This is a genomic window from Psychroflexus lacisalsi, from assembly GCF_020164495.1.
GTDB classification, from domain to species: Bacteria; Bacteroidota; Bacteroidia; order Flavobacteriales; family Flavobacteriaceae; genus Psychroflexus; species Psychroflexus lacisalsi.
In genome coordinates this window covers 155892-179480 of the sequence record NZ_JAIQYZ010000003.1, presented here as the reverse complement: position 1 = coordinate 179480, position 23589 = coordinate 155892, and the positions used below count along the sequence as shown (strand labels likewise).

The following is a 23589-nucleotide window of genomic DNA, read 5'->3' as shown; positions in this document are numbered from 1 at the left end:
TATTAATTAATCACCTTTTAATGTATTTAGCCTTGTTGAAACTATTTTTAAATGGTTTCAAGATTTTCACTGAGTGTAGTGATAAATTTTTTGATAGGATTCTTTATCATCATTGCCATCATACTATTGAATTCCCCTTCAAAAATAAGTTGTACTTCAGATGCGTTCTCTCCTTTTTCTTCAATCTCACCTCTTAGTGTAAAAGGAAGTTTATCACTTGCCGCAGCCAAAACTACAAGGTGGTTGGCTTCAGTGTTGTCAAGTTTCAATTTGATTGCTGGCATTCCTTTGAGTTGAAAAAGGAAGCTTTCCTCTGAAAGTAATTCGAATTTTTCAATGCTTTCCGGCATTAATTTTTCGAAATTTTCAACTTTTTTTAAAAATTCAAAAGTTTCTTTTTGGCTCTTAGCAACGTTTTTTTTCTCGCTTTCTATGTACATAATTAATATTTCCAGTTGGCAGGATCTTTACGCCAGGTTTTTAATAATTCAAGTTCAGTTTTATTGAGGTAATTGGTTTTATAAGCTTTTTCTAAAAGAATTTCATAGTTGCCAAGGGTATAAACATCCAGATATTCGTTTTTAAACAAAGCCTCAGACTCTTCAAAGCCATAAGTGAAAATTGCCATCATACCCTTTATATTGGCTTTCCCTTCAGCTTTCAAAGCTTTAATAGCATTCATACTGCTTTTTCCAGTGCTTATAAGATCTTCTATCACTACTACATTGGCATGAGGATTTAGCTTGCCCTCAATTTGATTTTGACGTCCGTGTTTTTTAGGCTCGGGCCTTACGTACACAAAAGGTAAACCCAAGTAGTCTGCAATAATAGCACCTATGCCAATCGCTCCTGTAGCAACCCCAGCTATTGCATCTGGTTTGCCAAAAAGAGTTTCGATAGGTTTTGCTAATTCAGAAACGATATAGTTCCTGATGCTAGGGTAGGACAAAATTATTCTATTGTCACAATAAATTGGAGATTTTATACCACTTGCCCAGGTGAAAGGCTCTTGTGGATTTAATTTTATTGCGTTAATTTGCAGCAATAGCTCTGCAGTTTTGTGGGCAGTATTTTCATCTAAAATCATAGTTACAAATGTATAAAGTTTTCGTGAATGATGTGCCAATAATATTGTCAACTCAAGAAAATATAGGCTCAAATTACACTAATATTCCAATTAAAAAGGCAAAAATAAAGCAACTTATTCGCAAAATAGAATCAGGAGAACTTCTTTACCTTAACCTATATCACAAAAAAGAACATAAGCTTTTAAAACATCTAAAAAGGAAACTTAAGGTCATTGTAGCTGGAGGCGGTTTAGTCTATAATTCAAACAAGGAAATCCTATTTATTTATCGTAATAAAAAATGGGATCTTCCAAAAGGTAAAACTGAAAAAGGAGAAGACATTGAGCAAACGGCACTTCGAGAAGTTGAAGAAGAAACTAATGTAGAAGGCCTGGCTATAGAATCGTTTCTACAGACCACTTATCATATCATCAACAGAAATAATAAATACAAGCTCAAAGTTACTCACTGGTACCAAATGAGTACAGATTATAGAGGCGAACTAGTTCCAGAACTTTCTGAAGGTATAAAAAAGGCAAAATGGAAAAACTTTGAGCAGACTCAAAAAGCCCTTCAAAAATCCTACGCAAACATTAAACTTTTATTTCCTAAGGAATACCTAGTTCAGCACCCTAACGATAGGGTAAGTTAGATGAGCTTCTTCATAGTATTTTGAATTCTTATGAATCCAGTCTAATTGGGCATACCAGCTTTTTCTGAATTCAGGATCATTTTTTTGTTTCTCTTCAAATTCAGTCTTTAAGTCAGGATTTTTTTTAAAAATTTCCAAAGCTAAATCTTCAAATACATAAGGCGAAAAGTTTTCCTTTTGCTGTAAAATGCTATCGAAGAAATTCCAATTAAAAAATGAATCTACGGCAATAGGCTCCAAGGTTTCCAAAAGATAGCGCATACCAGGCTGATCGACTTCCACCAAAACATCCCCCTGAGAATAAGTTTGTTTTACTTTTCTGGCGGTAACTTTAGTGTCATAATGCAAATAATGACCATCGTAGGCAGATGTTCTAGTTTTGAAATCCTTGATTTTATATTCCTCAACTTCAATCACAGTATCATTTCCAAACCGAGTATAAGTAATGTTATTCCATTTCATCAGATCCACAACTTTGGACCATTGTTTTGGGATGATATACGCCCTCGGTATACTTACTGAATCTGTGGATTTAAATTGGTTATAATATTTCACTTCCTCTTCAAAGGGTTGATCTTTTCTGAATTTGATTCTCGGTAAATTCGTGATTTCGCTGGTTAAATTTTCAAGCTCGTAACCAAGAAAATTAAAGCATCTGTAGTCTGATGTATCCACCCTAAAGTTGAGAGGATAAAAATCAGTATTAGAATACATCTGAAAGTTTTGCTCTCTAGCTTTTTGGATATTTATTTTCTGTTCGTGAGAAACCTTCACCAGTGTTTTAAGCATTTCAAAAGTCCCATCTACTCTTTGCTTATAGGGTTTTAGCATGTGAGTTTCTATCATTAGGCCTAAAGAATTCCATAAAGTCGTAAAGCCAGAAGAATATCTTGGAGAATCGTTGAATTGAGTAAATCCATTTTTTGGACTTTCATTGTTGACATTTACATAAGGAGTGATTTCCCAGTCTTTCTCACTCAATTGATCTTCAACTGCTGGGATAAAATTGTTCTCCAGATGCTTGCCCATTTCTCCGCCAAGCTTATTATGCTGAGTAAACAGGTGCGTGAGTGTGTATTGATAATCTGCACCATTACTCACGTGAGTATCTACAAATACATCCGGATTTACCTGATGATAGATACTGTAAAAGGCTTTACTGTTCTTGGTATCAGACTTTATAAAGTCTCTGTTTAAGTCAAAATTTCTTGCATTTCCTCGGAAACCGTAAGCTTCAGGACCATTTTGATTGGTCCTCGAAGTTGAGTTTCTATTCAAAGCGCCACCAACATTATAAATGGGTATGGCAAACAATTCAATATCTGTTGGCAAGGACCAAACGTTATTTGACAAGTCTTTAAAGAGAAGCATGGTCGCATCAACACCATCGGATTCTCCTGGATGAATTCCATTGTTGACCAATATCCTCAAAGGCTTTTCTTCAAGTTCAGAAGGAGTAAATTTCACCAAGTGCAATGGTTCCCCAATATCAGTTTCATATACTTCTTCAAGTGTGATCCTGTCATCTTTGTCTGCTAAAAACTTATAAAACTTAATGACTTCTTGATAAGTCGATGTGGAGTCTCCATTGGAGCGTTCAAATGCAATTTTGAATTCTTCTGAAGTTTCTTTAGAAGATTCTTGTTTTGAAGACGACTCGCAAGCAATGATGAGAATTGAAACAGGAAGTATGAACCAGTATTTTAACATTAGTATTTTTTTAAAATAATCCTTTGATTATTCGGTTACTTTTGAACTCTAAAAATAAGCACTTGAAACAGTTTAGCCTCATTATCTTTTTGATTTCGGGAATAATTTTTTCTCAAACCCAAAAAGACACCACTACATTAAAAGAAGTAAACCTTAAAACCTCGCTAGAAATTGAAAAGGCATTCCAAACGGAATCTAATATTTCTTTTTTAAAACAAGAGGAATTACTGCAATCCAATCAAACCACTATTGCGCCAATACTGAATAAAATCCCTGGAGTTTATATGCAACAAGGAGGTGTCAATACCACCAAAATTAATATAAGAGGAATAGGAGCAAGGGCGCAATTTGAGACCAACCGGCTAAAACTTTACTATAATAATATTCCCCTAAGTACAGCCAATGGAACTTCTATTTTACATGATATAGACCTTACCACTATTTCTGAAGTAAAGGTGATCAAAGGTCCTCAAGCTACTCAGTTTGGTGCTGGTCTTGGCGGAGTCATTCAATTGAAATCTGTATTGAGAGATAAAAACTATGCCGAATCTGAGTTGCTGTTTGGTAGTTTTGACCTTTTGAAACAAAATTATTCTTTGAATTTTTCGGAGGGTAACAAAAAAGTGAACCTGACTTATAACAATCTAAGTTCTGGAGGTTTTAGAGATAATTCTAATTATCAGCGCGAATCTTACTTTTTAAACTCAGAGTGGGATTTATCAGAATCTTCTAAATTACAGCTAGTTGGGCAAGTAGTTCAGCTTAAAGGATTTATACCAAGTTCGCTTAGTAGAACAGACCTGGAGGAAAATCCAACAAGAGCTGCCTTCACTTGGGGTGAAGCCAGAGGTTATGAATCCTACACAAGAGGAATTTTCGGGATTAATTATTCTAATCAGTTAACCTCTACTATCCAACAAAACACAGCTGTTTTCACTAACATTAGAGACGCCTATGAGCCAAGACCATTTGATATTTTAGACGAAAAAAATATAGGTATTGGATTAAGACATACTACGGAAATTGATTTGCAATTATTTGGACTTACATCAAGACTTAATATTGGAGGTGAATTTTTAAGAGATGATTTTGAGGTTTCTACATTAGAAAATCAATATCGCGATAATAACGGACAAGGAGCTTTGGAAGGTGATGTACTTTCAGATTTGTCTCAAACCCGACAATATATTGAAGGATTTGCAACTCTAAATATTTTATTTTCAAGAAAATTTGATTTAAAGCTTGGTCTCGCAACGAATAAAACCACTTATGAAATTGAGGATGTGTTTTCTAATCCGGAAAATTCCCAAACAGGAGAATACGATTATGACCAGGTTTGGCTGCCGAATGCAGTTGGAACTTATTCTCTTGATGAAAATCAAAAAGTTTCAGCTTCCATAAGTAAAGGTTTTTCAGTCCCGACAGTAGAACAAAGCCTTACCGAAGAAGGTGTTTTTAATACAGAACTTGAACCAGAAAAAGGCTGGAATTATGAGATTGGCTATAAAGCCAAATGGTTTGACGATAAATTACTTACAGAATTAAGCGCATATTATATGGATGTTGAAAATTTATTGGTTGCCAGACGAGTGGCAGAAGATCGATTTGTGGGCATCAATGCCGGTTCAACCTCCCATCCTGGAATTGAATTTTCTTTCAAATCAAATTTGAATTATAACTCATGGCTAAAAATGCAACCTTATGTCAACGGAAGTTTCAATTTCTATGAATTTGATGAATTTGTTGACCAAGGTGAATCGTTTTCAGGAAACGACTTAACTGGAGTTCCGTCACAGCAATTCAGTTTTGGTCTTGATGCACAGATCGGGGATAGGTTTTATTTTTATTTTCAAACGAACGCAGTTTCAGAAATTCCAGTAAACGATGCAAATTCGGTATTTGCTGATTCTTATGCGTTTTCAAATCTGAAAGCAGAATATAGGTTTCCATTGTACAAATCCATTTCAGCTAGAGTTAATGTTGGAGTCAATAATGCTTTCAATGAAAAATACGCATCGAGTATTGTTACCAATGCCGTTGGATTTGGAGGTAGTGAACCCAGGTATTTCTACCCCGGTGAACCTAGAAATTACTTTGGAAGCTTTGCTTTAAATTATACATTTTAAAAATTAATTGTGTCCGATCAGGAAATTACAAACATTTAAAAATAGAAAGACCTCACAGGTTTTAAAAACCTGTGAGGTCTTGTAAAAAGATAAAAACGCATTAAATTTTAAACTGCTTTAATATAATTTTCTACCCTTTAGTCTTCCTACTTATTGAGATAATCAATAGCCAATTGGGATAAGGACTTCACACCTAAAAGCATCCCGTCATCATCAATCATAAAATCTGCTGTATGATGGGGGTAAGGTGTCGTGTTTCCTGGTGTCATTCCGCCAAGAAAAAAGTAAAATCCTGGGACTTTTTCTTGAAAAAATGAAAAATCTTCTCCACCCGTCGTAGCTTTTACCAACTCAACTTTGTCTTCTCCAGCCAAACTCTGAAGTGTAGGAAGCATATCTGCAGTCAACTCTAAGTCATTGTAGGTAATAGCAGTATTATTCTGAAATTCAACTTCGGCATCTCCTCCATAAGCTTTTGCAAGAGCAGGAGCCATCTCTTTCATTCGTCTGATAATCATTTCACGCATATCAGGATCCAAAGTTCTCACCGTTCCAATCATCTCCGCAGACTCAGGAATCACATTAAATCGCGTTCCTGAAGTTATTTTTCCAACGGTAATGACAGCGGGTTCGTCGACTAACTTTGCTTCCCGACTTATAATCGTCTGCAAACCGTCAATTATTTTTGCTGAAATCAAAATGGGATCTACCCCTGTCCAAGGTGCAGAACCGTGTGAACCTTTTCCTTTAACTGTAATGACAAAACGTTCAACAGCTGCCATTGTTCCTCCCGGTTTATATCGAATAGTTCCAACAGGAGTTGATGAATTGATGTGTAATCCGAAAATTGCATCCACATCTGGATTTTCTAAGACGCCTTCCTCTATCATCAAGCTTGCTCCACCTCTTTCACCTGGAGGAGGACCTTCTTCAGCAGGTTGGAATATGAACTTGACATTTCCATTTAATAAGTGCTTATTTTTGGTCAATACTTCAGCTACACCCATTAAAATAGCAGTATGCGTATCGTGACCGCAAGCATGCATTACTCCAGTCTCAGTTCCTAGAAAGGTTGTAACTACCTCACTTTTGAAAGGTAAATCGTTACGTTCTGTCACCGGCAGCGCATCAATATCTGCTCTTAGAGCTACAGTTTTTCCTGGTCGATCTCCTTTGAGTGTCGCAACGACTCCGGTATGTGCTACTCCAGTTTTTACTTCAAAACCTAAGCTTTCTAAATGTTTAGCTATTTTTTCTGCAGTTTCGAATTCTCTGTTGGAGAGTTCGGGGTGTTGATGGAAGTCGTGCCTCCATTCAATTACTTGTTTTTCAATGTCTTCAACATCTTTAAGTAATTTAGAATCCATTTGAGCAAATAGGCCTAAGCAAAACAATAGGCTTAAGCTGATCATAATTGTTTTCATGAGATGTGTTTAAAAGTTAATAAGTTTATAGCCCTTGTTTTGAAGCTCGATTAACGCCGTCATTGCAGATAAAGCAATTTTAACGTCGGGATGCATCATAGATTTTGAAATTTTTCTATGTTTTGAAGTCTGTCCGCATAAAACCATTTCTACATTATTTTCAGATAAAAGGCTTAGAAGTTCTAAGTTCGGATTTTTCAATCCTTCTTGATTATGATATTTAGCATATTCTTTATGGGCAAGGAGATCATAAATAGCCGAACCGTGCAAAACCATAAAGGCTTTTACAGAATTATTTTCTAGCTCTGGAGCAGAATGTATTCTTATATATCTTGCTAAAGTTTGAAACATTCGATTTGGCTGGTCTTTGGAGTAAGAAATTTTAGCAATATCAAAAACTGCTTTTAATTCCTGATTTAAATCAACTTTAAAATCGGGTTCTTCAATTTCGTAAACAGGACCAAAATCCTCTAAAGTTTTTGATGTTTGGGTAAATCCCAAAATGGGGATTACAAAAATGATAAAATAAGCTAGTATGTTCTTCATGAGTTTAAGATTTTACAAAAACAGCATCTGGCACCAAAGTAGAATAATCTCCATTATGTCGAATGACATCTCTTACAATAGAGGAGGAGATATAGCTTTTGCCACTGGAAGTGAGTAAAAAGACAGTTTCAATTTTTTCTAACTTTCTATTGGTATGAGCGATTGCTTTTTCAAATTCAAAATCTGCTGGATTTCTTAGACCTCTGAGAATAAAGTCCGCATTATTTTCTTTACAATAGTTAACGGTTAAGCCTTGATATGTATCTACTTTTATTTTTGGTTCATCCTTAAACGTTTCCTCCATAAACAACTTTCTTTCTTCCAAAGTGAACATATATTTTTTTTCTGAATTTACTCCAATGGCTAGAATAATTTCATCAAAAAGAGTGAGTCCTCTCATGATAATATCATAATGTCCAATTGTAATAGGATCAAAAGATCCAGGAAAAACAGCTCTTTTCATAAATTTAAAATTTCTTCTAAGATACTTAAAACTGAATTAGTGCTCAAAGTTCTGAAGAGCAACCTCTACAGCATTGGTAAATAAATCTTGGAGTGAAATTCCTGCAGCTTTAGCTTGCTGTGGAAGAATGCTGGCTTCGGTAAGACCAGGGCAAGCATTACACTCCAAAAAATGAGGTTGATTGTTGTGAAAAATAAATTCTGATCTCGTTAAGCCTTTTAACTTTAGGGATTTAAAAATTTTGACCGCTAATTCCTTAACTTTATTGGTCTGCTGATCATCAAGGTTGGCTGGAGTTATCTCTTTGGATTTTCCAAGATATTTAGCTTCAAAGTCAAAGAATTCATTTTCAGAAATAATTTCCGTGACTGGCAATGCTTGAATTTTCCCATCAATATTAATAACACCTACACTTACCTCTCTGCCATCCAGAAATGATTCAATGATAACTTCATCATCTTCTTTAAAAGAATGTTCTAGGGCTGTTAAGATGTCTTCTTTCTTTTTCACTTTTGAAATTCCATAGCTGCTTCCAGCTCTGTTGGCTTTTACAAAACAAGGTAAACCAACATGATCAATAACAGCTTGTGGGTCGATATCATCACCTTTATTTACGTAAACATTTTTGGCGGTTTGTATACCATGCGACTTGAGTACAGAAATACAATCTCTTTTGTTGAATGTAAGTGCAGCTTGATAATAATCACAGGCAGTTTGTGGAATTTTCAAGGTTTGTAAATAGCCTTGAAACAGTCCATCTTCTCCAGGTGTTCCATGAATTGTGTTGAAAACACAATCAAAATAAATGATTTTAGCATTTATAGTTACAGAAAAATTGGATTTATCGATTGGAAATTCTTCTCCAGAATCCAATTTAACAAACCAGCTTTTCTTTAAAATATGAGCTTTATAAACTCTATATTTTGGATTTGTAGACAAGTGTTTATAGACAACTTCTCCGCTTTGGAGTGAAATATCTGCTTCGCTAGAATAACCGCCCATGGCTACGGCTATAGTTTTGATCATCTTTTATTTTTTTCAAATATAACTTTTCAAATGCTAATCAAGACAAACATGTGTTCCATATTACATCTTCTGGAGGAGCGGCTTCAAAAGTGATTTTTTCTTTTCGTACAGGATGAATTATGGTAAGTTTTCGAGCATGAAGATGAATGCTTCCATCTTTATTACTTCTGTCGAATCCATATTTGAGATCACCTTTTATCGGGCAACCGATTGCGGAGAGTTGACTTCTGATTTGATGATGCCTTCCAGTTTCTAAAGCAACCTCCAAGAGGTGGTAGTTATCCAAAGATTTAATAAGCTGGTAGGAAAGTATAGCTTCTTTAGACTCAGGAACCGGCTTGATGTGTGCGTAGGATTTGTTTTGTTTTGGATTGCGCTTTAGGTAATGAACAAGTCTTGCAGAATCATTTTTTGGCTTGTTTTTGACGACTGCCCAATACGTTTTTTTAGTATCTCTATCAGCAAAGGCTTTATTTAATCTAGACAGAGCTTTGGAAGTTTTGGAGAAAACAATCACGCCACTTGTGGGTCTGTCCAATCGATGTACGACTCCTAAATAAGCATCACCTGGTTTGTTGTATTTTTCTTTGAGGTATAGCTTGATGACTTCACTTAAGGGCAGATCGCCAGTTTTGTCGCCTTGGACAATGTCACCTGAGCGTTTATTGATAACGATAAGATGATTATCTTCAAAAATAATCTGAAGGTTTTCAGGAGTAGAGCGCATGAATTAGGGGTTTATTTTAAAAATAAATAGTTTTTTAGACTTATCAATTTCGCTTTATAATTGAAGTTTTTAAATTTTATAAATTGAATTCAAATCTACAACTCTATAAAGTTTTATTTTGAAAGTTGTACTAAAACTACTTTTTTAGCTTTGCTTTATTGTACTCGTAATTCATTTGTGCAATATTCAATACTGAAATATCTTGTGGACATTCGACTTGACAGGCTTCAGTATTTGTACAGTGACCAAAACCCAAATCTTCCATGCGGTTCACCATATCGACCGCTCGTTTGCTACTCTCCTTTTTTCCTTGAGGTAGTTTTGCCAATTGACTGATTTTTGATGAGGCAAAAAGAGCAGCACTCGCATTTTTGCAAGTGGCCACGCAAGCTCCGCAACCAATGCAGGCCGCAGAGTCAAATGCTGATTCCGCCTCTTCGTGAGAAATCAAAATACTATTAGCTTCTGGAGCTTGTCCAGTGTTTACTGATATATATCCACCCGCGGCAATGATATCGTCTAATGCGGAGCGATCAACCTTCAAATCACGAATAACAGGAAAAGCTTTTGCTTTAAAGGGTTCAACATAAATAGTATCGCCATCTTTAAAATAACGCATGTGCAATTGACAGGTGGTTGTGTTTTTAATGGGTCCATGTGCAATTCCATTTATCATTACTCCACATTGTCCGCAAATGCCTTCGCGACAATCATGATCAAATTCAACTGGACGTTCTCCTTGTTTGGCCAGTTTTAAGTTAAGCATATCCAACATTTCAAGGAAAGACATTTCTGCATCAACTTCTTCCAGAACATAAGATTCTAAATGGCCTTTAGTATTTTGATTTTTCTGTCGCCAGACTTTTAGATCTATTTTCATTGCAATTTTATTTGTAACTCCTTTGAGTAGGCTGAACATATTCAAACTCAAGTGGCTCTTTATTCAAAATAGGAGAGGACGCCTCTCCATTCCATTCCCAGGCAGCACTGTAAGCAAACTCCTCATCATCTCGTTGGGCTTCACCATCTTCTGTTTGATATTCTTCCCTAAAATGAGCTCCGCAGGATTCATTTCGATTGAGAGCATCGATACACATGAGTTCAGAAAGCTCCATATAGTCACTGACTCTTCCTGCTTTTTCCAGTTCGCTATTAATATCTTCTGCATCACCAGGGACGAGTAGATTTTTCTTGTATTCCTCTCTGAGGTTATGAATTTGAGAAATGGCACTTTTCAGACCTTCTTCAGATCGAGATAAGCCACATTTATCGTATAGGATTTTACCTAATTCACGATGAAACTCTTCTGCTGTTCTAGTGCCTTTTTGATTTATAAACCGATTCAATTGCTCTTGAACTTGTTTTTCTGCTGTAGCAAAAGCTGGATGATTTGTATCTGTTTTTTCAACCTGAATTTGATCGGCTAAATAATTTTGTATTGTGTAAGGGGTTATATAATAACCATCCACACAGGCCTGAAGTAAGGAATTGGCTCCAAGTCTGTTTGCCCCATGATCAGAAAAATTTGCCTCTCCAATGGCAAAAAGTCCGGGAATAGTAGTCATCAAATCGTAATCAACCCACAACCCACCCATTGAAAAGTGCGCAGAGGGTGATATTTTCATAGGCTCCTTGTAAGCGTCAATTCCTGTGATTTTCTGATACATATTGAATAAATTTCCATAACGCTCAGCAATTAATTCCTGTCCGTATTCTTTGATGGCATGAGAAAAGTCTAGATAAACAGCATTCTTTAAAGCTCCTACTCCCTTTTCTTTATCAATTTGTTCTTTTGCTGCTCGGGAAGCAATATCTCTTGGCGCTAAATTTCCGAAGGACGGATATTTTCGTTCAAGGTAATAATCGCGTTCTTCTTCTGGAATCTCAACTGCTGATCTTTGCTCATTTTTTAATTGTGGAACCCAAATTCTACCGTCATTTCGTAAAGATTCCGACATTAAGGTTAACTTGGATTGGTATGGACCACTTTGTGGTAAACTAGTAGGGTGAACTTGAGTCCAGCTAGGATTTGCCATCAATGCTCCTTTTTTATGCGCTCGCCAAAGAGCCGATGCGTTACAGCCCATCGCTAGAGTAGATAAATAATAAATTTTACCAAATCCACCTGTGGCCAAAATAACCGCATGTGCGCCGTGGCGTTCAATTTTTCCTGTATCCAAATTCCTGGCAATAATTCCTTTTGCCTTTCCATCAATAAGGACAAGATCCAACATCTCATGGCGAGCAAAAAGTTGAACATTTCCCTGTTCTTTTTGTCTCATTAAGGCTTGGTATGAACCTAAAAGCAACTGCTGTCCGGTTTGTCCACGAGAATAAAAGGTTCTTGAAACCTGCACACCACCAAAGGATCTGTTCCGCAGATAACCGCTGTATTCCCGGCCGAAAGGTACTCCTTGAGCAACTGCTTGATCAATTAAGCTAGCTGAACATTCTGCCAAGCGATAGGTGTTAGCTTCACGTGATCTGAAATCTCCTCCTTTAAGTGTATCATAAAACATACGGTATACACTATCACCATCGTTTTGATAGTTTTTCATGGCATTGACGCCACCTTGAGCAGCAACAGAATGTGCACGCCGAGGCGAATCTTGGAAACAAAAACTCTTGATTTTATAGCCCATTTCAGCTAAAGATGCTGCTGCCGAAGCACCTGCCAATCCAGTTCCAACTACTATGATATCAAGTTTTTTTCGATTGTTTGGACTTACAAGTTTTGCATGTGCTTTATAATTACTCCATTTGTCTTTCAAATCTCCTTCAGGAATGTTAGCATAAATTTTTTTAGCCATAACTTAAACGTTTAAATAAATATAAAAAGGAATGACGAAGTAACCTATGGTCATCGAGACAGCGAAAATCACACCTATCAATTTGACAATGCGATTGTATTTAGGATTATACAAACCAATGGTTCTAAATGCGCTAAAAAAACCATGTAATAAATGAAAACCCAAAACTAAAATGGAGATAGCATACAAAATAACGTACCACAAATCCTGAAAGGAAGCCACTACCAATCCGTAAAGGTCCTTATTTCCAGCAGAATCCATTGGAAGTGTACCAAATTTGTAGATGAACCAAAAATCTTTGAAGTGAATGACCAAAAAGGCAAATATAAGAGTACCGAGTAGCATCATTTGCCTTGAATACCATTTGCTGGCTCGATTTCGTTTATCTACAACATACGAAGAGCCAGAGGCTTTCTTTGCTTTGATGCTTAAGTAAATGGAATCTATGGTATGGACCAGAATACTGGCATATAATACATAAGAAATCAGTTTTACCAGAATATTATTTGACAGGAAATCGCTGTATAAATTATACTGCAATCGTGCTTCATTTGGAGGCATTAAGAGTTGTAAATTCCCGAGCAAATGAATAATTAAAAAAAAACATAGGAAAAGGCCCGTTAAAGCCATCAAATTTTTTCGGGTTATTGCGTTTTTAATGAACCACACTATTATATAATTTTATTTAAGTATCTAAATTACAATATTCCTAACAAGAAATAAGAGCTTTAGATATTAATTGATTGGTTTACTGAGTATAATCAGCTTTTTGGCAATTAAGGATTTTGAGCTGTATTTAATAAAAAAACCCTGAGAAATTTGATTTCGCAGGGTTTCCAATTTTATAAATTAAAAAATTTTAGGTTTGAATCACTCCCAAATTAAAGTCTTTGGTGATAGGAGCATGGTTTGCAACTTCTATACCATTAGAAATCCATTTTCTAGTGTCTAGTGGTTCAATGACGGCATCTGTCCATAATCTTGCAGCAGCATAATAAGGACTGGTTTGCTCGTCGTAATTATTCTTTATTTTATCGTAAAGTTCTTTTTGTTTCTCTTCAGTGATTTTTTCACCTTTTGCTTTTAGTCGTGAAGTTTCAATAGAAAGCAAGACTTTGGCTGCTGAGTTCCCACTCATCACAGCAAGTTCAGCACTCGGCCAGGCAAAAATCAATCTCGGATCATAAGCTTTACCACACATGGCATAATTTCCAGCACCGTAGGAATTACCAATAATCACCGTAAATTTAGGAACGACAGAATTACTCACAGCGTTTACCATTTTAGCACCGTCTTTTATAATTCCTCCATGCTCACTCTTGCTACCTACCATAAATCCTGTGACATCTTGAATAAAAACCAACGGAATTTTTTTCTGATTACAGTTGGCGATAAATCGAGTGGCTTTGTCGGCAGAGTCACTGTAAATAACACCACCAAACTGCATTTCACCTTTTTTGGTTTTTACAATCTTTCTCTGATTGGCCACAATACCGACGGCCCATCCATCAATTCGTGCGTAACCAGTGATAATGGTCTGGCCGAAGCCTTTTTTATATTCATCAAATTCAGAGTCATCCACAAGACGCTCAATAATAGGCATCATATCGTATTGGTCACTTCGTTTCGCCGGAAGTAATCCATAAATCTCTTTTGGATCGAGTTTAGGTTTTTTAGGTTTTTTACGATTAAATCCTGCTTTGTCAAAATCGCCAATTTTATCAACTATATTTTTGATTTTGGTCAAAGCATCTTTATCATCTGTAGCCTTATAGTCTGTAACACCACTTATTTCGCAATGCGTTGTCGCACCACCAAGGGTTTCATTATCTACACTTTCACCAATAGCAGCTTTTACCAAATAGCTACCGGCAAGAAAAATACTTCCCGTTTTGTCAACTATCATCGCTTCATCACTCATAATAGGCAAGTAAGCTCCTCCAGCAACACAGCTTCCCATCACAGCAGAAATTTGTGTGATGCCCATACTGCTCATGACGGCATTGTTTCTGAATATTCTCCCGAAATGTTCTTTATCTGGAAAAATTTCATCCTGCATAGGAAGATAAACGCCAGCACTATCGACCAAATAGATAATCGGTAATCTATTTTCAATTGAAATCTCCTGAGCTCTCAAATTCTTTTTTCCTGTAATAGGAAACCAGGCGCCAGCTTTTACTGTAGCGTCATTGGCGACAACTATAACTTTCTTTCCAGAGACTTTTCCAATTTTCACTACAACACCTCCTCCAGGGCAACCACCATGCTCTTCATACATTCCGTCGCCTGCAAAAGCTCCAATCTCAATAGCATTATTGGCATCATCCAGTAGGAAATCTATCCGCTCACGGGCTGTCATTTTACCTTTACCATGGTGCTTTTCTATTTTTTTCTCGCCACCACCAAGACTTACTTTCGCAAATCTGCTTCTTAAGTCTGAAACCAGAAGTTTATTGTGATCTTCGTTTTTATTGAATTTTATGTCCATGAATTAAGTTCTATAGGTTGAGTCGCTAAAATACAAAACCAATCCAATAATCCTTAATCGTTTTCGCTAACTCTTGCTTTATTTTTCTTTGGAATTTGCCATCATTCATCTAAACGAAAACTCATTTTCTTAAAATTAAACACCTTAAATCATCTGGACTAGCTTTGTTGTTATAAATTTGACCTTTATTTAATTTTAGTGACAAACAAGCAACCCACATCTCGATCTACTGTCAAGAAAATTCTTCTATTTACTCTTAGATTCTTATTTATAGTTTTCACCCTTTTTATCCTACTTATCCTATTTGTAAGAAGCCCTTGGGGACAAAATATCATCGTAGGAAAGGTAACTGACTATGTGAGTGAAAAGATCGATACCGAATTCACAGTTGGAAAGCTTTACCTTACTTTTTCAGGGAATCTGACATTAGAAGACCTTTATCTGGAAGACACTTCAGAAGATACTTTGGTGTATTCAAAATATTTAGAAGCCAATGTTCCTTTTCGACCTCTTCTTTTTGGCGATGAAATAAAAATAGACTTGGTTGACTGGCGTGGACTAAAAGCTTACGTCCATCGGAAAGACACCCTCAAAGGTTTTAATTTTCAATACATAATTGATGCGTTTGCCTCTTCTGAAGAAAGCACAGAAGATGTTAATACAGAGAGTAGTCAAACAGATTCTTATCAGATATCAATTGGTCGAATTTCATTTTCAGAATTTGATTTGTCCTACCAAGACGAGGTGACTGGAATTAATACAGAACTTGTTTTAGGCAATTTAGAAGTGGAAAGTGAAGAGATTGATCTTCAAAATATGAAATTCCATATAGCTGAAGTTAATTTGAAAAACACTTCTGTTACGTTTAATCAAAATAAAGAAGCACCACCTTCAGAAGAAGAAGATACAACGAAGTTACCATGGATTCTAGTGGATGATTTGAGCATAAGTAATGTTAAAATCAATTATAATTCTCGACCTCAAAGTATAACATCTGAAACATATTTCAACGATTTAAATTTGTCTGAACTGGACTTGAATCTGGAGAATCAAGTTTTGAATTTAGATCAGCTGGTCTGGAAAGATAGCCGCGTGAAGTTGGAGATGGATTCTAATCAAAATACAGATGAAAATCTTAAAGAAAGTACAGAACCAAAATCGTTTATCTGGCCTCAGTGGGCTGTGAATATAAACGAAATTGATATTCAGAACCAGAACATTGAATTCTATCAAAATGGTAAAAGACCATTAAAAAATATTTTTTCTCCTGAGGCTCTTGCATTCCAGTCACTCTACTTTAAGCTAAATAATTTACAAGTATCCAAAGATGAAAGTTTGAGATTTGATCTCGACGACCTACGATTTGAGGAGGAAAGCGGACTTTCCTTGCAGGAGTTAAAAGTAGATGCAAAATTAAATTCAGAAGAAACTACTCTACAAAACTTAAGATTCAAATTGAATAATAGTTTGCTCTATGCTAACCTGAAATTGAATTACAGCAATCTTGATCGTCTGATTAATTCTCCGAAAAAGTCAGTTATAAATCTAGATGTCAGCAGCATAAAAGTTGATGTAAAAGATGCTTATATTTTTTCTTCTGAATTAAAGAAAAATAATCAGATTCAAAACCTGGCACAACACACATTTGAAGGAAAATTTCAGGCTGATGGTGATCTGGAAAAACTTAATGTTCCAGAATTCATTCTTGATTGGGGAGAACATACTAAAATTGAATTTAAAGGAAACCTAACTCAACTTAGTGATGTTGAGGCTTTAGGTTTTGATTTGAATGGCCTTAAAGCAAGATCCAGTCGTAAAGATTTATCTAAATTTATTTCAGCAGAAGATTTAGGAATTTCATTTCCTGAAAATGTCGTTCTTTCTGGAAATTTCAAAAAAGATAGGAATGATTTCTCAACGAAAAGCAAGCTGAAAAGTTCATTTGGAACTATCCAACTAAATGGATATCTAAACTCAACCACTGCTTTTGATTATGATGTAAGTGTGGATCTAAAATCCATAAAAGTTGGCGATATTCTCAAAAATGAAAACCTTGGAGAATTGAGCATGCAACTTTCTTCCAAAGGTAATGGTAAGTCCATCTACGATCTTACTGCTCAGCTATCTTCTAAAATTGACAGCATCAGACTGGATGATTATGTGTTTTCTGGTCTGGAAATCAATGGAAATTTAGAACATGGTAGTGGAGATATAGAATTTGATTACAGTGATGAAAATCTTCAGTTTGATTTTGCTTCAGCTTTAGAATTGGATTCTATATCAAGTATAGTTGATCTGAATTTTAATTTAGAGGGTATAAATACTAAGGCACTTGGACTTTCCTCCAAAGATTTGAGAGCAAAAGTGCTCGCTAAGATTCAATTCGAAGGAAATTTGGAGAAATTTAAACTCGATGCCCAGCTAAATGACGGCTTGGTAGTTTATGATGATCGCCCTTATTATTTAGGTGGTTTTGATTTTTCCTCCAAAGTAGATTCCACTCAAACCATTGCAGAAATTACTAGTAAGTTTTTGAATGCCAATTTAACTTCAAATTCAAATATTCAAGGGATGTCCAATGCTATACAAAATCACTTTAAAACCTATTCTAAAGACACGCTTCAGGGCAAAATTCCAAGCTCTAAGGTCAACTTGGACTTAAAACTAGATTTTGCTAATTCTCCGATTCTGTCTGACGTATTTGTGGATGGGATCCAACAAATGGATACACTTAAAGCTTTTATCCAGTTTGAAGGAGAAAAAAATAAACTTGCATCAAGCCTTAAGCTTCCTTATCTAAATTATCAGAACAATGAGATTTTGGGTTTAGCACTCGATCTGGATTCCAACGGAAATTCTGCGAATTTTAGCTTTGGATTCGATAATATAAATTCCGGTCCTTTGGATGTAGCCGAAACCCTATTGCAAGGTAAGTTTGAAGATGATTTACTGAGTTTGAACCTGGATGCTTCCAAGGATGAAAAGGACTTTTTTAGCTCTTTGATTACAGTGAAATTTGAGGAAAATGGCCTTTACAGGATAACTGTTTCTCCAGATCAATTGATTTTGAACGCTTCTGAGTGGTCAATACCAGATGATAATGAGATCGTTTACCAAAGCGATAGAATTGATGTCAATAATTTTAAATTAAATAGTAATTCTCAAACCATAGAGTTAACAGACGAGTTAGATTTTGAAAAAAGACATCTGGGAATAGTTATCGATAACTTTAGACTTTCCAATTTCACTAGTTATTTTAATCCAGATGAAAAACTGGCTGGAGGAAAATTGAGCGGTAACTTAGTTTTGATAGAACCTTTTGTTTCCAATGGATTGGTTTCCAATCTCAATATTGAAGATTTGCGAGTCACTGAAGTCCCTTTAGGGAATTTATCATTGACAGCAGAAGCAAAATCTGATGAAGATTACGACTTAAAACTTAGCTTGAAAGATGCTGGAATAGACCTCGATGTGGTTGGTAATTACCGTGCAAGTTCAACAGAAACTAGCATCGATTTCACAATAGGGTTGAATAAGCTTGAAATGGAAACCATAGAAAGTTTTGCACAAGATTTCATCAAAAAAACAAATGGATATTTAAAAGGTGATTTCGAAATCAGTGGACCTCTGGATGATTTAGATTACAAAGGCGACTTGACTTTTAACGATGTTCAATTCAATTTAAAGCTATTAAATACGCTTTACAACCTGAAAGATGAACGAATTGAATTTTCTAAGGATAAAATTAGTTTAAAAGAATTTTCAGTTGTAGATAATGATGGAAATAAACTATCGGTTAATGGGTCCATCTCTACTAAAGAACTCACTAATCCTAAATTTAATTTGTCCTTTGATGCAAAAGACTTTCGACTATTAAACACAACAGCAGAAAATAATGATTTATACTTCGGTAAGTTAGTTTTTGATGCTTCAGCAAAATTAAAAGGTGACTTAGATTTTCCTAAGGTAAATCTTGACCTTTCCATAAAAGATGCAACAACTCTTACTTACATAATCCCAGAATCTCAAGCTAGTATTAAAGAAAGAGACGGTGTCGTTGTGTTTGTAAATAAGCAAAATCCAGACGACATACTCACTCAAAAAGAAGATGAAGATTTTGAGGCAGTTTTGACTGGAATCGACTTGAATAGTAATATTAACATTCAAGATAAATCTAGAGTTAAAGTCATCTTGAATAAAAGGACCAACGATAATGTAAGCATACAAGGAGGCGGAGATTTTAAGTTTTCGATTTCAAGAACTGGTAAAATGAATCTTGCTGGAAAGTATGAAGTTTCAAACGGTAGTGTAGAATTAAACCTCTATAATATTGTAAAGAGAAAGTTCGATATTGCTCCATCAAGTTCGGTGACATGGAGTGGAGACCCATATAACGCAGAATTGGATTTGAGAGCAATTTATAAAGTAGAAACTTCTGCAAGTTCCTTAATGGCTTCTCAAACAGCTGGAGAAAATTCTATTACACAAAATAGATATAAACAACAATTACCATTTTTAGTTTATCTAGGGGTTGAAGGACAATTGATGTCACCAGAACTCAATTTTCAACTGGATATGCCAGAAGATAGGCAAGGAGCTATCAATGGATCCGTCTATTCAAAAATTTCTCAGGTTAACCAGCAAGAAGATCAGTTAAACAAACAAGTGTTTTCATTGCTAGTATTGAACCGCTTTTATCCTGAATCTGGTAGCGACGGAAGCCAAGGTGGTCCGGCGACAATGGCTAGAGACAACATTAACCAGGCCTTATCGGATCAATTGAATACCTTTTCAGATAAGTTGACAGGGAATACTGGAATCTCACTCAATTTTGACGTGAATAGTTATACAGATTATCAGGGAAATACTTCTCAAAATAGAACAGATGTAGATGTGACAGCACAAAAGAAATTAATGGACGATAGACTTGTTGTGGAAGCAGGAAGCTCAATGAATGTCCAGGGTCAGCAGCGGGCTGGAGAAAGCCAGGCACTTGTAGGAAATGTAAGTGTAGAATATCTACTTACCGAAGATGGGAGATGGAAATTGAGAGGATTTAGAAAAAGTGAATATGAGAATGTTATTGATGGTCAGGTTTTCGTTAGTGGTATTGCACTTATTTTTACCCGGGAATTCAATAAATTCAAAGTACTTTGGGATAAAGCTTATAGAGAATCTTTAAAAGAAGAAGAGGTCAATGCTGAATCAAAATTTGAAAATAAAACAGAACAGGAAACTAAAAAGGATGAGTAGTTTTTTAAAATACTTTTTGTTTGCCATTACTGCATTTCTTGTGTTGTCTTCTTGTAGTGTTCAAGAATATATTCCAGAAGATAAAACCTTGTACACCGGGTCAGAAATTAAATTTGAAAACAAAAAGGGAAAAGAAATTGATAAACTGAGGTCCAAGCTCAATTCTGCCATTTCTAGAAATAAGAATACGAAGTTTCTTGGAATGCGTCCTGGATTATACTTCAATTATAAGTCAAATAGAGAAAGACCAGGTTTCATTAATAAATTTTTGAATAAGCAAGTTGGAGAAGATCCCTATTATTTTGAGGATATCAATGTTTCCGAGGTTGAAAAAATTTTGAAAAACAGACTACAAAATAGCGGTTACTTTGGCGGTGGTATATCTTCCATAGTAGAAATTGACTCGGCCGATGTCTCTACATCGGTGCAATACTCAATCAACTTACCAGAACCTTATAGCCTTGAATCTTACCAGCTCAATAAAACTTTTGAAGACTCTCTTCAGATTTATAAGGATATACAGTCATCGCTGGAGTTTACCGAAATAAAAGAAAAAAGTCTTTTCAATTTTGATGAACTTATTTCTGAACGTGAGCGAATCGATAATTATCTGAAGGATCGCGGTTACTATAACTTCAACTCGGATTTTTTAATTTTTGAAGCAGATACAAATGCTTATGATGACAGGCGTTTTAATTTATATTTGAGATTGAAAACTCAAGTGCCAGAAAAGTCTCTGGTTTCTTATGTGATTGATGAGGTTAACATTCACCCTAATAGGACTTTAGAAAATAAAGAAGAAGCTAAAGATACAATCAATTACCAGGGTTTCAACTTTGTACAAAATTCAGAATTTATAAAACCAAAATACTTAAAGCCTTATGTTCTCATCGAACCAGGAGAAACTTATAATCCTAAACTATCAAGATATACAAGTAGACGTTTATCATCCCTAAACACCTATAAGTTTGTAAATATCGATTATCAGGAAATCGACACGCTTACAAACACTGATGGTGAAAGAAATCTTAAGGCAGATATTTTCTTGTCTCCTATGAATAAGCGTTCCTTAAGGCTAGAGCTTCAGGGTGTGACCAAATCAAATAATTTTGCTGGTCCAAATTTGAGTGCGGTTTACTCTAAGAGGAATTTATTCAAAGGAGGGGAATTGTTTAGACTTTCTCTCAGTGGAGGTTATGAACAACAATTTTTTGGAAAAACTGGAGATCAGGGGTTGAGTAGTATCCAGGTAGGATTGAATGCTTCGATTTTATTACCACGATTAATTTTTCCAATAGATCTCAATGAAAACTTTGCATATGCGATTCCAAAAACTAAGGTAAGCCTCGGTCTAGACTATTTAAGCAGAACCAGACTTTACACCTTAAACTCTATTTCATCTTCCTTTGGTTACCTGTGGGAAGGCAATAGTTATGTCTCCCATCAGTTGAGACCAATCAATCTAGAATATGTGAATTTGGGTAATACTTCAGAAGATTTTGATCAAATTCTTGATAATAATCCTTTTTTAAGACGAAGTTTTGAACAGCAATTTATAGCTGGTCTCACTTATAATTTCACTTACAATGAAATTAAGGACCAATCGACAAGCCAGGGTTTTTATTTTGGGTTTAATTACGATATGGCTGGTAATGGTTTGAATTTACTGGGTTCACAGAACGATGCTGGACAAAATGAATTTATAGGACTTGAGTATGCTCATTATTTTAAGGCTGATTTAGATATACGTTATCACCTAAAATTAGATGAAAAAAGACAAAAGCTGATTGGAAGAATTTTTGCGGGCATGGGTCAGCCAATGGGTACGACCGAGTCTTTACCTTTTGTAAAGCAATTTTTCTCAGGTGGACCATACAGTGTGCGTGCATTCAGAATACGTTCATTAGGCCCAGGAACTTTTTCTCCAGAAGATAGTAGCAATTCATTTTTTGATCAATCCGGCGATATCAAATTAGAAGCGAATCTTGAATACAGATTTCCTATTACAGAATATCTCAATGGAGCATTTTTCGCAGACGCAGGAAATGTGTGGCTTGTTAATGATAACGAAGCAACACCAGGTGGTAAATTTTCTTCAAATTTCTTAAATGAGCTTGGTGCTGGCGCAGGTTTTGGCTTGCGTGTAGATATTCAAGGATTTGTCATCAGGTTAGATTTAGCTACTCCTATTAAAGAACCAACATCGTCATGGAATTTTGATTCTGCAAACCCAGTGCTCAATTTTGCTATTGGTTATCCTTTTTAAAAAATAATACTGAATCTACTCGACTAATTCATTCAGGCTGGATTTTCTGATTAATTCACTCATTCAGTCCAGCCCAGCCCAGTTATTTAGTCGTATTTGCGAGAATAGCTTATTGAAGTGGGTTTGCCCGACTAATTCATTCAGGCGGGTCTAATATTGCTCTTCTTCATTCGGAAATTTTTGAGCTTTCACATCTTCGTTATAATGCTGTATCGCCTTTGTCATAACCGATTCTAAATCAGCATATCGTCTTAAGAATTTAGGGCTAAATTCTTTGTTCATTCCCAACATATCGTGAAGTACCAGTACTTGGCCGTCAACTCCCGCACCGGCACCAATACCAATTACAGGAACCTGAACACTTTTTGCAACTTCCTCGGCAAGTTTGGCAGGAACTTTTTCAAGAACAATCGCAAAACACCCAATGCGTTCCAGCATTAATGCATCTTCTTTAAGCTTTTGTGCTTCATATTCTTCTTTGGCTCTCACCGTGTAAGTCCCAAATTTGTAGATGGATTGTGGAGTCAATCCAAGATGACCCATCACAGGGACTCCAGCTTTTAAAATACGTTTTATAGAATCTTTTATTTCACTTCCTCCCTCAAGTTTTACTGCATGAGCTCCACTTTCTTTCATAATGCGGATTGAAGAACGCAAAGCTTCTTTCGGGTCACTTTGGTAACTTCCAAAAGGTAAGTCAACCACAACCAAAGCTCTTTTGACTGCACGTATTACACCAGAAGCATGATAAATCATTTGGTCTAGTGTAATAGGAAGTGTAGTTTCATGACCAGCCATAACGTTGGAAGCAGAATCACCAACCAAAATCACATCTATTCCAGCATGGTCAACAATTTGAGCCATGGTGAAGTCGTAGGAAGTCAGCATAGATATTTTTTCAGAATTTGCTTTCATCTCAATAAGAGACTTAACCGTAATTCTTTTGTATTGCTTCTTGGCTACAGACATAATTTTAGTTTTATTTGAATTGCTAAATTACTTAATTTTAAGTTCACGCTCAAACGATTTCA

The 23589-nt window shown here is 35.7% G+C and carries 17 protein-coding genes; 4 read left to right on the top strand and 13 right to left on the bottom strand.

What is annotated here, in order from left to right; genetic code table 11:
- Positions 1-47 precede the first annotated feature (47 nt).
- Positions 48-440: an SRPBCC family protein gene (locus LB449_RS10320; protein WP_224455025.1), complete on the bottom strand. Its 393-nt coding sequence runs from the start codon at positions 438-440 to the stop codon at positions 48-50.
- 2 nt (positions 441-442) lie between these two features.
- On the bottom strand, positions 443-1087 hold the full coding sequence (gene pyrE, locus LB449_RS10315; protein WP_224455024.1) for an orotate phosphoribosyltransferase: 645 nt from the start codon (positions 1085-1087) through the stop codon (positions 443-445).
- Between the two features lie 8 nt (positions 1088-1095).
- On the opposite strand from pyrE, the gene LB449_RS10310 reads away from it, so the two are divergent.
- Positions 1096-1719, top strand: a complete 624-nt coding sequence (locus LB449_RS10310; RefSeq protein ID WP_224455023.1) for an NUDIX hydrolase — start codon at positions 1096-1098, stop codon at positions 1717-1719.
- Here the strand turns inward: LB449_RS10310 and LB449_RS10305 are convergent.
- The gene (locus tag LB449_RS10305) at positions 1687-3429 is read right to left on the bottom strand and encodes a M14 family metallopeptidase (protein WP_224455022.1); all 1743 of its coding nucleotides are present in this window, start codon (positions 3427-3429) and stop codon (positions 1687-1689) included. The genes LB449_RS10310 and LB449_RS10305 overlap by 33 nt on opposite strands.
- Positions 3430-3491: 62 nt before the next feature.
- Between LB449_RS10305 and LB449_RS10300 the strand changes: the two genes are divergently transcribed.
- The gene (locus LB449_RS10300) at positions 3492-5555 is read left to right on the top strand and encodes a TonB-dependent receptor family protein (protein WP_224455021.1); all 2064 of its coding nucleotides are present in this window, start codon (positions 3492-3494) and stop codon (positions 5553-5555) included.
- Positions 5556-5701: 146 nt separating this feature from the next.
- Here LB449_RS10300 and LB449_RS10295 read toward each other — a convergent pair whose 3' ends face one another.
- The 9 genes from LB449_RS10295 to LB449_RS10255 form a co-directional block, all read right to left on the bottom strand.
- Positions 5702-6979: an amidohydrolase gene (locus LB449_RS10295; protein WP_224455020.1), complete on the bottom strand. Its 1278-nt coding sequence runs from the start codon at positions 6977-6979 to the stop codon at positions 5702-5704.
- A 9-nt stretch (positions 6980-6988) separates the two neighbouring features.
- A complete protein-coding gene (locus tag LB449_RS10290; RefSeq protein ID WP_224455019.1) occupies positions 6989-7525 on the bottom strand; it encodes a DsrE family protein in 537 nt (178 codons plus the stop codon).
- Between the two features lie 4 nt (positions 7526-7529).
- A complete protein-coding gene (coaD, locus tag LB449_RS10285) occupies positions 7530-7988 on the bottom strand; it encodes a pantetheine-phosphate adenylyltransferase (RefSeq protein ID WP_224455018.1) in 459 nt (152 codons plus the stop codon).
- A gap of 36 nt (positions 7989-8024) precedes the next feature.
- Complete coding sequence (locus LB449_RS10280) at positions 8025-9014, bottom strand: D-alanine--D-alanine ligase (protein ID WP_224455017.1); 990 nt, start codon at positions 9012-9014, stop codon at positions 8025-8027.
- A gap of 37 nt (positions 9015-9051) precedes the next feature.
- On the bottom strand, positions 9052-9741 hold the full coding sequence (locus LB449_RS10275) for an RluA family pseudouridine synthase (protein ID WP_224455016.1): 690 nt from the start codon (positions 9739-9741) through the stop codon (positions 9052-9054).
- Between the two features lie 136 nt (positions 9742-9877).
- The gene (locus LB449_RS10270; RefSeq protein WP_224455118.1) at positions 9878-10621 is read right to left on the bottom strand and encodes a succinate dehydrogenase/fumarate reductase iron-sulfur subunit; all 744 of its coding nucleotides are present in this window, start codon (positions 10619-10621) and stop codon (positions 9878-9880) included.
- A 7-nt stretch (positions 10622-10628) separates the two neighbouring features.
- Positions 10629-12551, bottom strand: a complete 1923-nt coding sequence (locus LB449_RS10265) for a fumarate reductase/succinate dehydrogenase flavoprotein subunit (RefSeq protein ID WP_224455015.1) — start codon at positions 12549-12551, stop codon at positions 10629-10631.
- A gap of 3 nt (positions 12552-12554) precedes the next feature.
- On the bottom strand, positions 12555-13211 hold the full coding sequence (locus tag LB449_RS10260) for a succinate dehydrogenase cytochrome b subunit (RefSeq protein WP_224455117.1): 657 nt from the start codon (positions 13209-13211) through the stop codon (positions 12555-12557).
- 199 nt (positions 13212-13410) lie between these two features.
- Positions 13411-15039, bottom strand: coding sequence for an acyl-CoA carboxylase subunit beta (locus LB449_RS10255; protein WP_224455014.1), 1629 nt, complete (start codon positions 15037-15039; stop codon positions 13411-13413).
- A gap of 198 nt (positions 15040-15237) precedes the next feature.
- Here LB449_RS10255 and LB449_RS14055 point away from each other — a divergent pair, with 198 nt between their 5' ends.
- On the top strand, positions 15238-20292 hold the full coding sequence (locus LB449_RS14055; RefSeq protein ID WP_224455013.1) for a translocation/assembly module TamB domain-containing protein: 5055 nt from the start codon (positions 15238-15240) through the stop codon (positions 20290-20292).
- Positions 20285-22558: a translocation and assembly module lipoprotein TamL gene (gene tamL / locus LB449_RS10245; protein WP_224455012.1), complete on the top strand. Its 2274-nt coding sequence runs from the start codon at positions 20285-20287 to the stop codon at positions 22556-22558. The genes LB449_RS14055 and tamL overlap by 8 nt, the downstream gene beginning before the upstream one ends.
- 150 nt (positions 22559-22708) lie before the next feature.
- Here tamL and panB read toward each other — a convergent pair whose 3' ends face one another.
- Complete coding sequence (gene panB / locus LB449_RS10240; RefSeq protein ID WP_224455011.1) at positions 22709-23527, bottom strand: 3-methyl-2-oxobutanoate hydroxymethyltransferase; 819 nt, start codon at positions 23525-23527, stop codon at positions 22709-22711.
- Between the last annotated feature and the right edge of the window lie 62 nt (positions 23528-23589).

Excerpts from the sequence above, each read along its gene's own strand:
- LB449_RS10320 (WP_224455025.1), bottom strand. The coding sequence starts at position 440 with ATGTACATAGAAAGCGAGAAAAAAAACGTTGCTAAGAGCCAAAAAGAA.
- pyrE (WP_224455024.1), bottom strand. The coding sequence starts at position 1,087 with ATGATTTTAGATGAAAATACTGCCCACAAAACTGCAGAGCTATTGCTG.
- LB449_RS10310 (WP_224455023.1), top strand. The coding sequence starts at position 1,096 with ATGTATAAAGTTTTCGTGAATGATGTGCCAATAATATTGTCAACTCAA.
- LB449_RS10305 (WP_224455022.1), bottom strand. The coding sequence starts at position 3,429 with ATGTTAAAATACTGGTTCATACTTCCTGTTTCAATTCTCATCATTGCT.
- LB449_RS10295 (WP_224455020.1), bottom strand. The coding sequence starts at position 6,979 with ATGAAAACAATTATGATCAGCTTAAGCCTATTGTTTTGCTTAGGCCTA.
- LB449_RS10290 (WP_224455019.1), bottom strand. The coding sequence starts at position 7,525 with ATGAAGAACATACTAGCTTATTTTATCATTTTTGTAATCCCCATTTTG.
- coaD (WP_224455018.1), bottom strand. The coding sequence starts at position 7,988 with ATGAAAAGAGCTGTTTTTCCTGGATCTTTTGATCCTATTACAATTGGA.
- LB449_RS10280 (WP_224455017.1), bottom strand. The coding sequence starts at position 9,014 with ATGATCAAAACTATAGCCGTAGCCATGGGCGGTTATTCTAGCGAAGCA.
- LB449_RS10275 (WP_224455016.1), bottom strand. The coding sequence starts at position 9,741 with ATGCGCTCTACTCCTGAAAACCTTCAGATTATTTTTGAAGATAATCAT.
- LB449_RS10270 (WP_224455118.1), bottom strand. The coding sequence starts at position 10,621 with ATGAAAATAGATCTAAAAGTCTGGCGACAGAAAAATCAAAATACTAAA.
- LB449_RS10265 (WP_224455015.1), bottom strand. The coding sequence starts at position 12,551 with ATGGCTAAAAAAATTTATGCTAACATTCCTGAAGGAGATTTGAAAGAC.
- LB449_RS10255 (WP_224455014.1), bottom strand. The coding sequence starts at position 15,039 with ATGGACATAAAATTCAATAAAAACGAAGATCACAATAAACTTCTGGTT.
- tamL (WP_224455012.1), top strand. The coding sequence starts at position 20,285 with ATGAGTAGTTTTTTAAAATACTTTTTGTTTGCCATTACTGCATTTCTT.
- panB (WP_224455011.1), bottom strand. The coding sequence starts at position 23,527 with ATGTCTGTAGCCAAGAAGCAATACAAAAGAATTACGGTTAAGTCTCTT.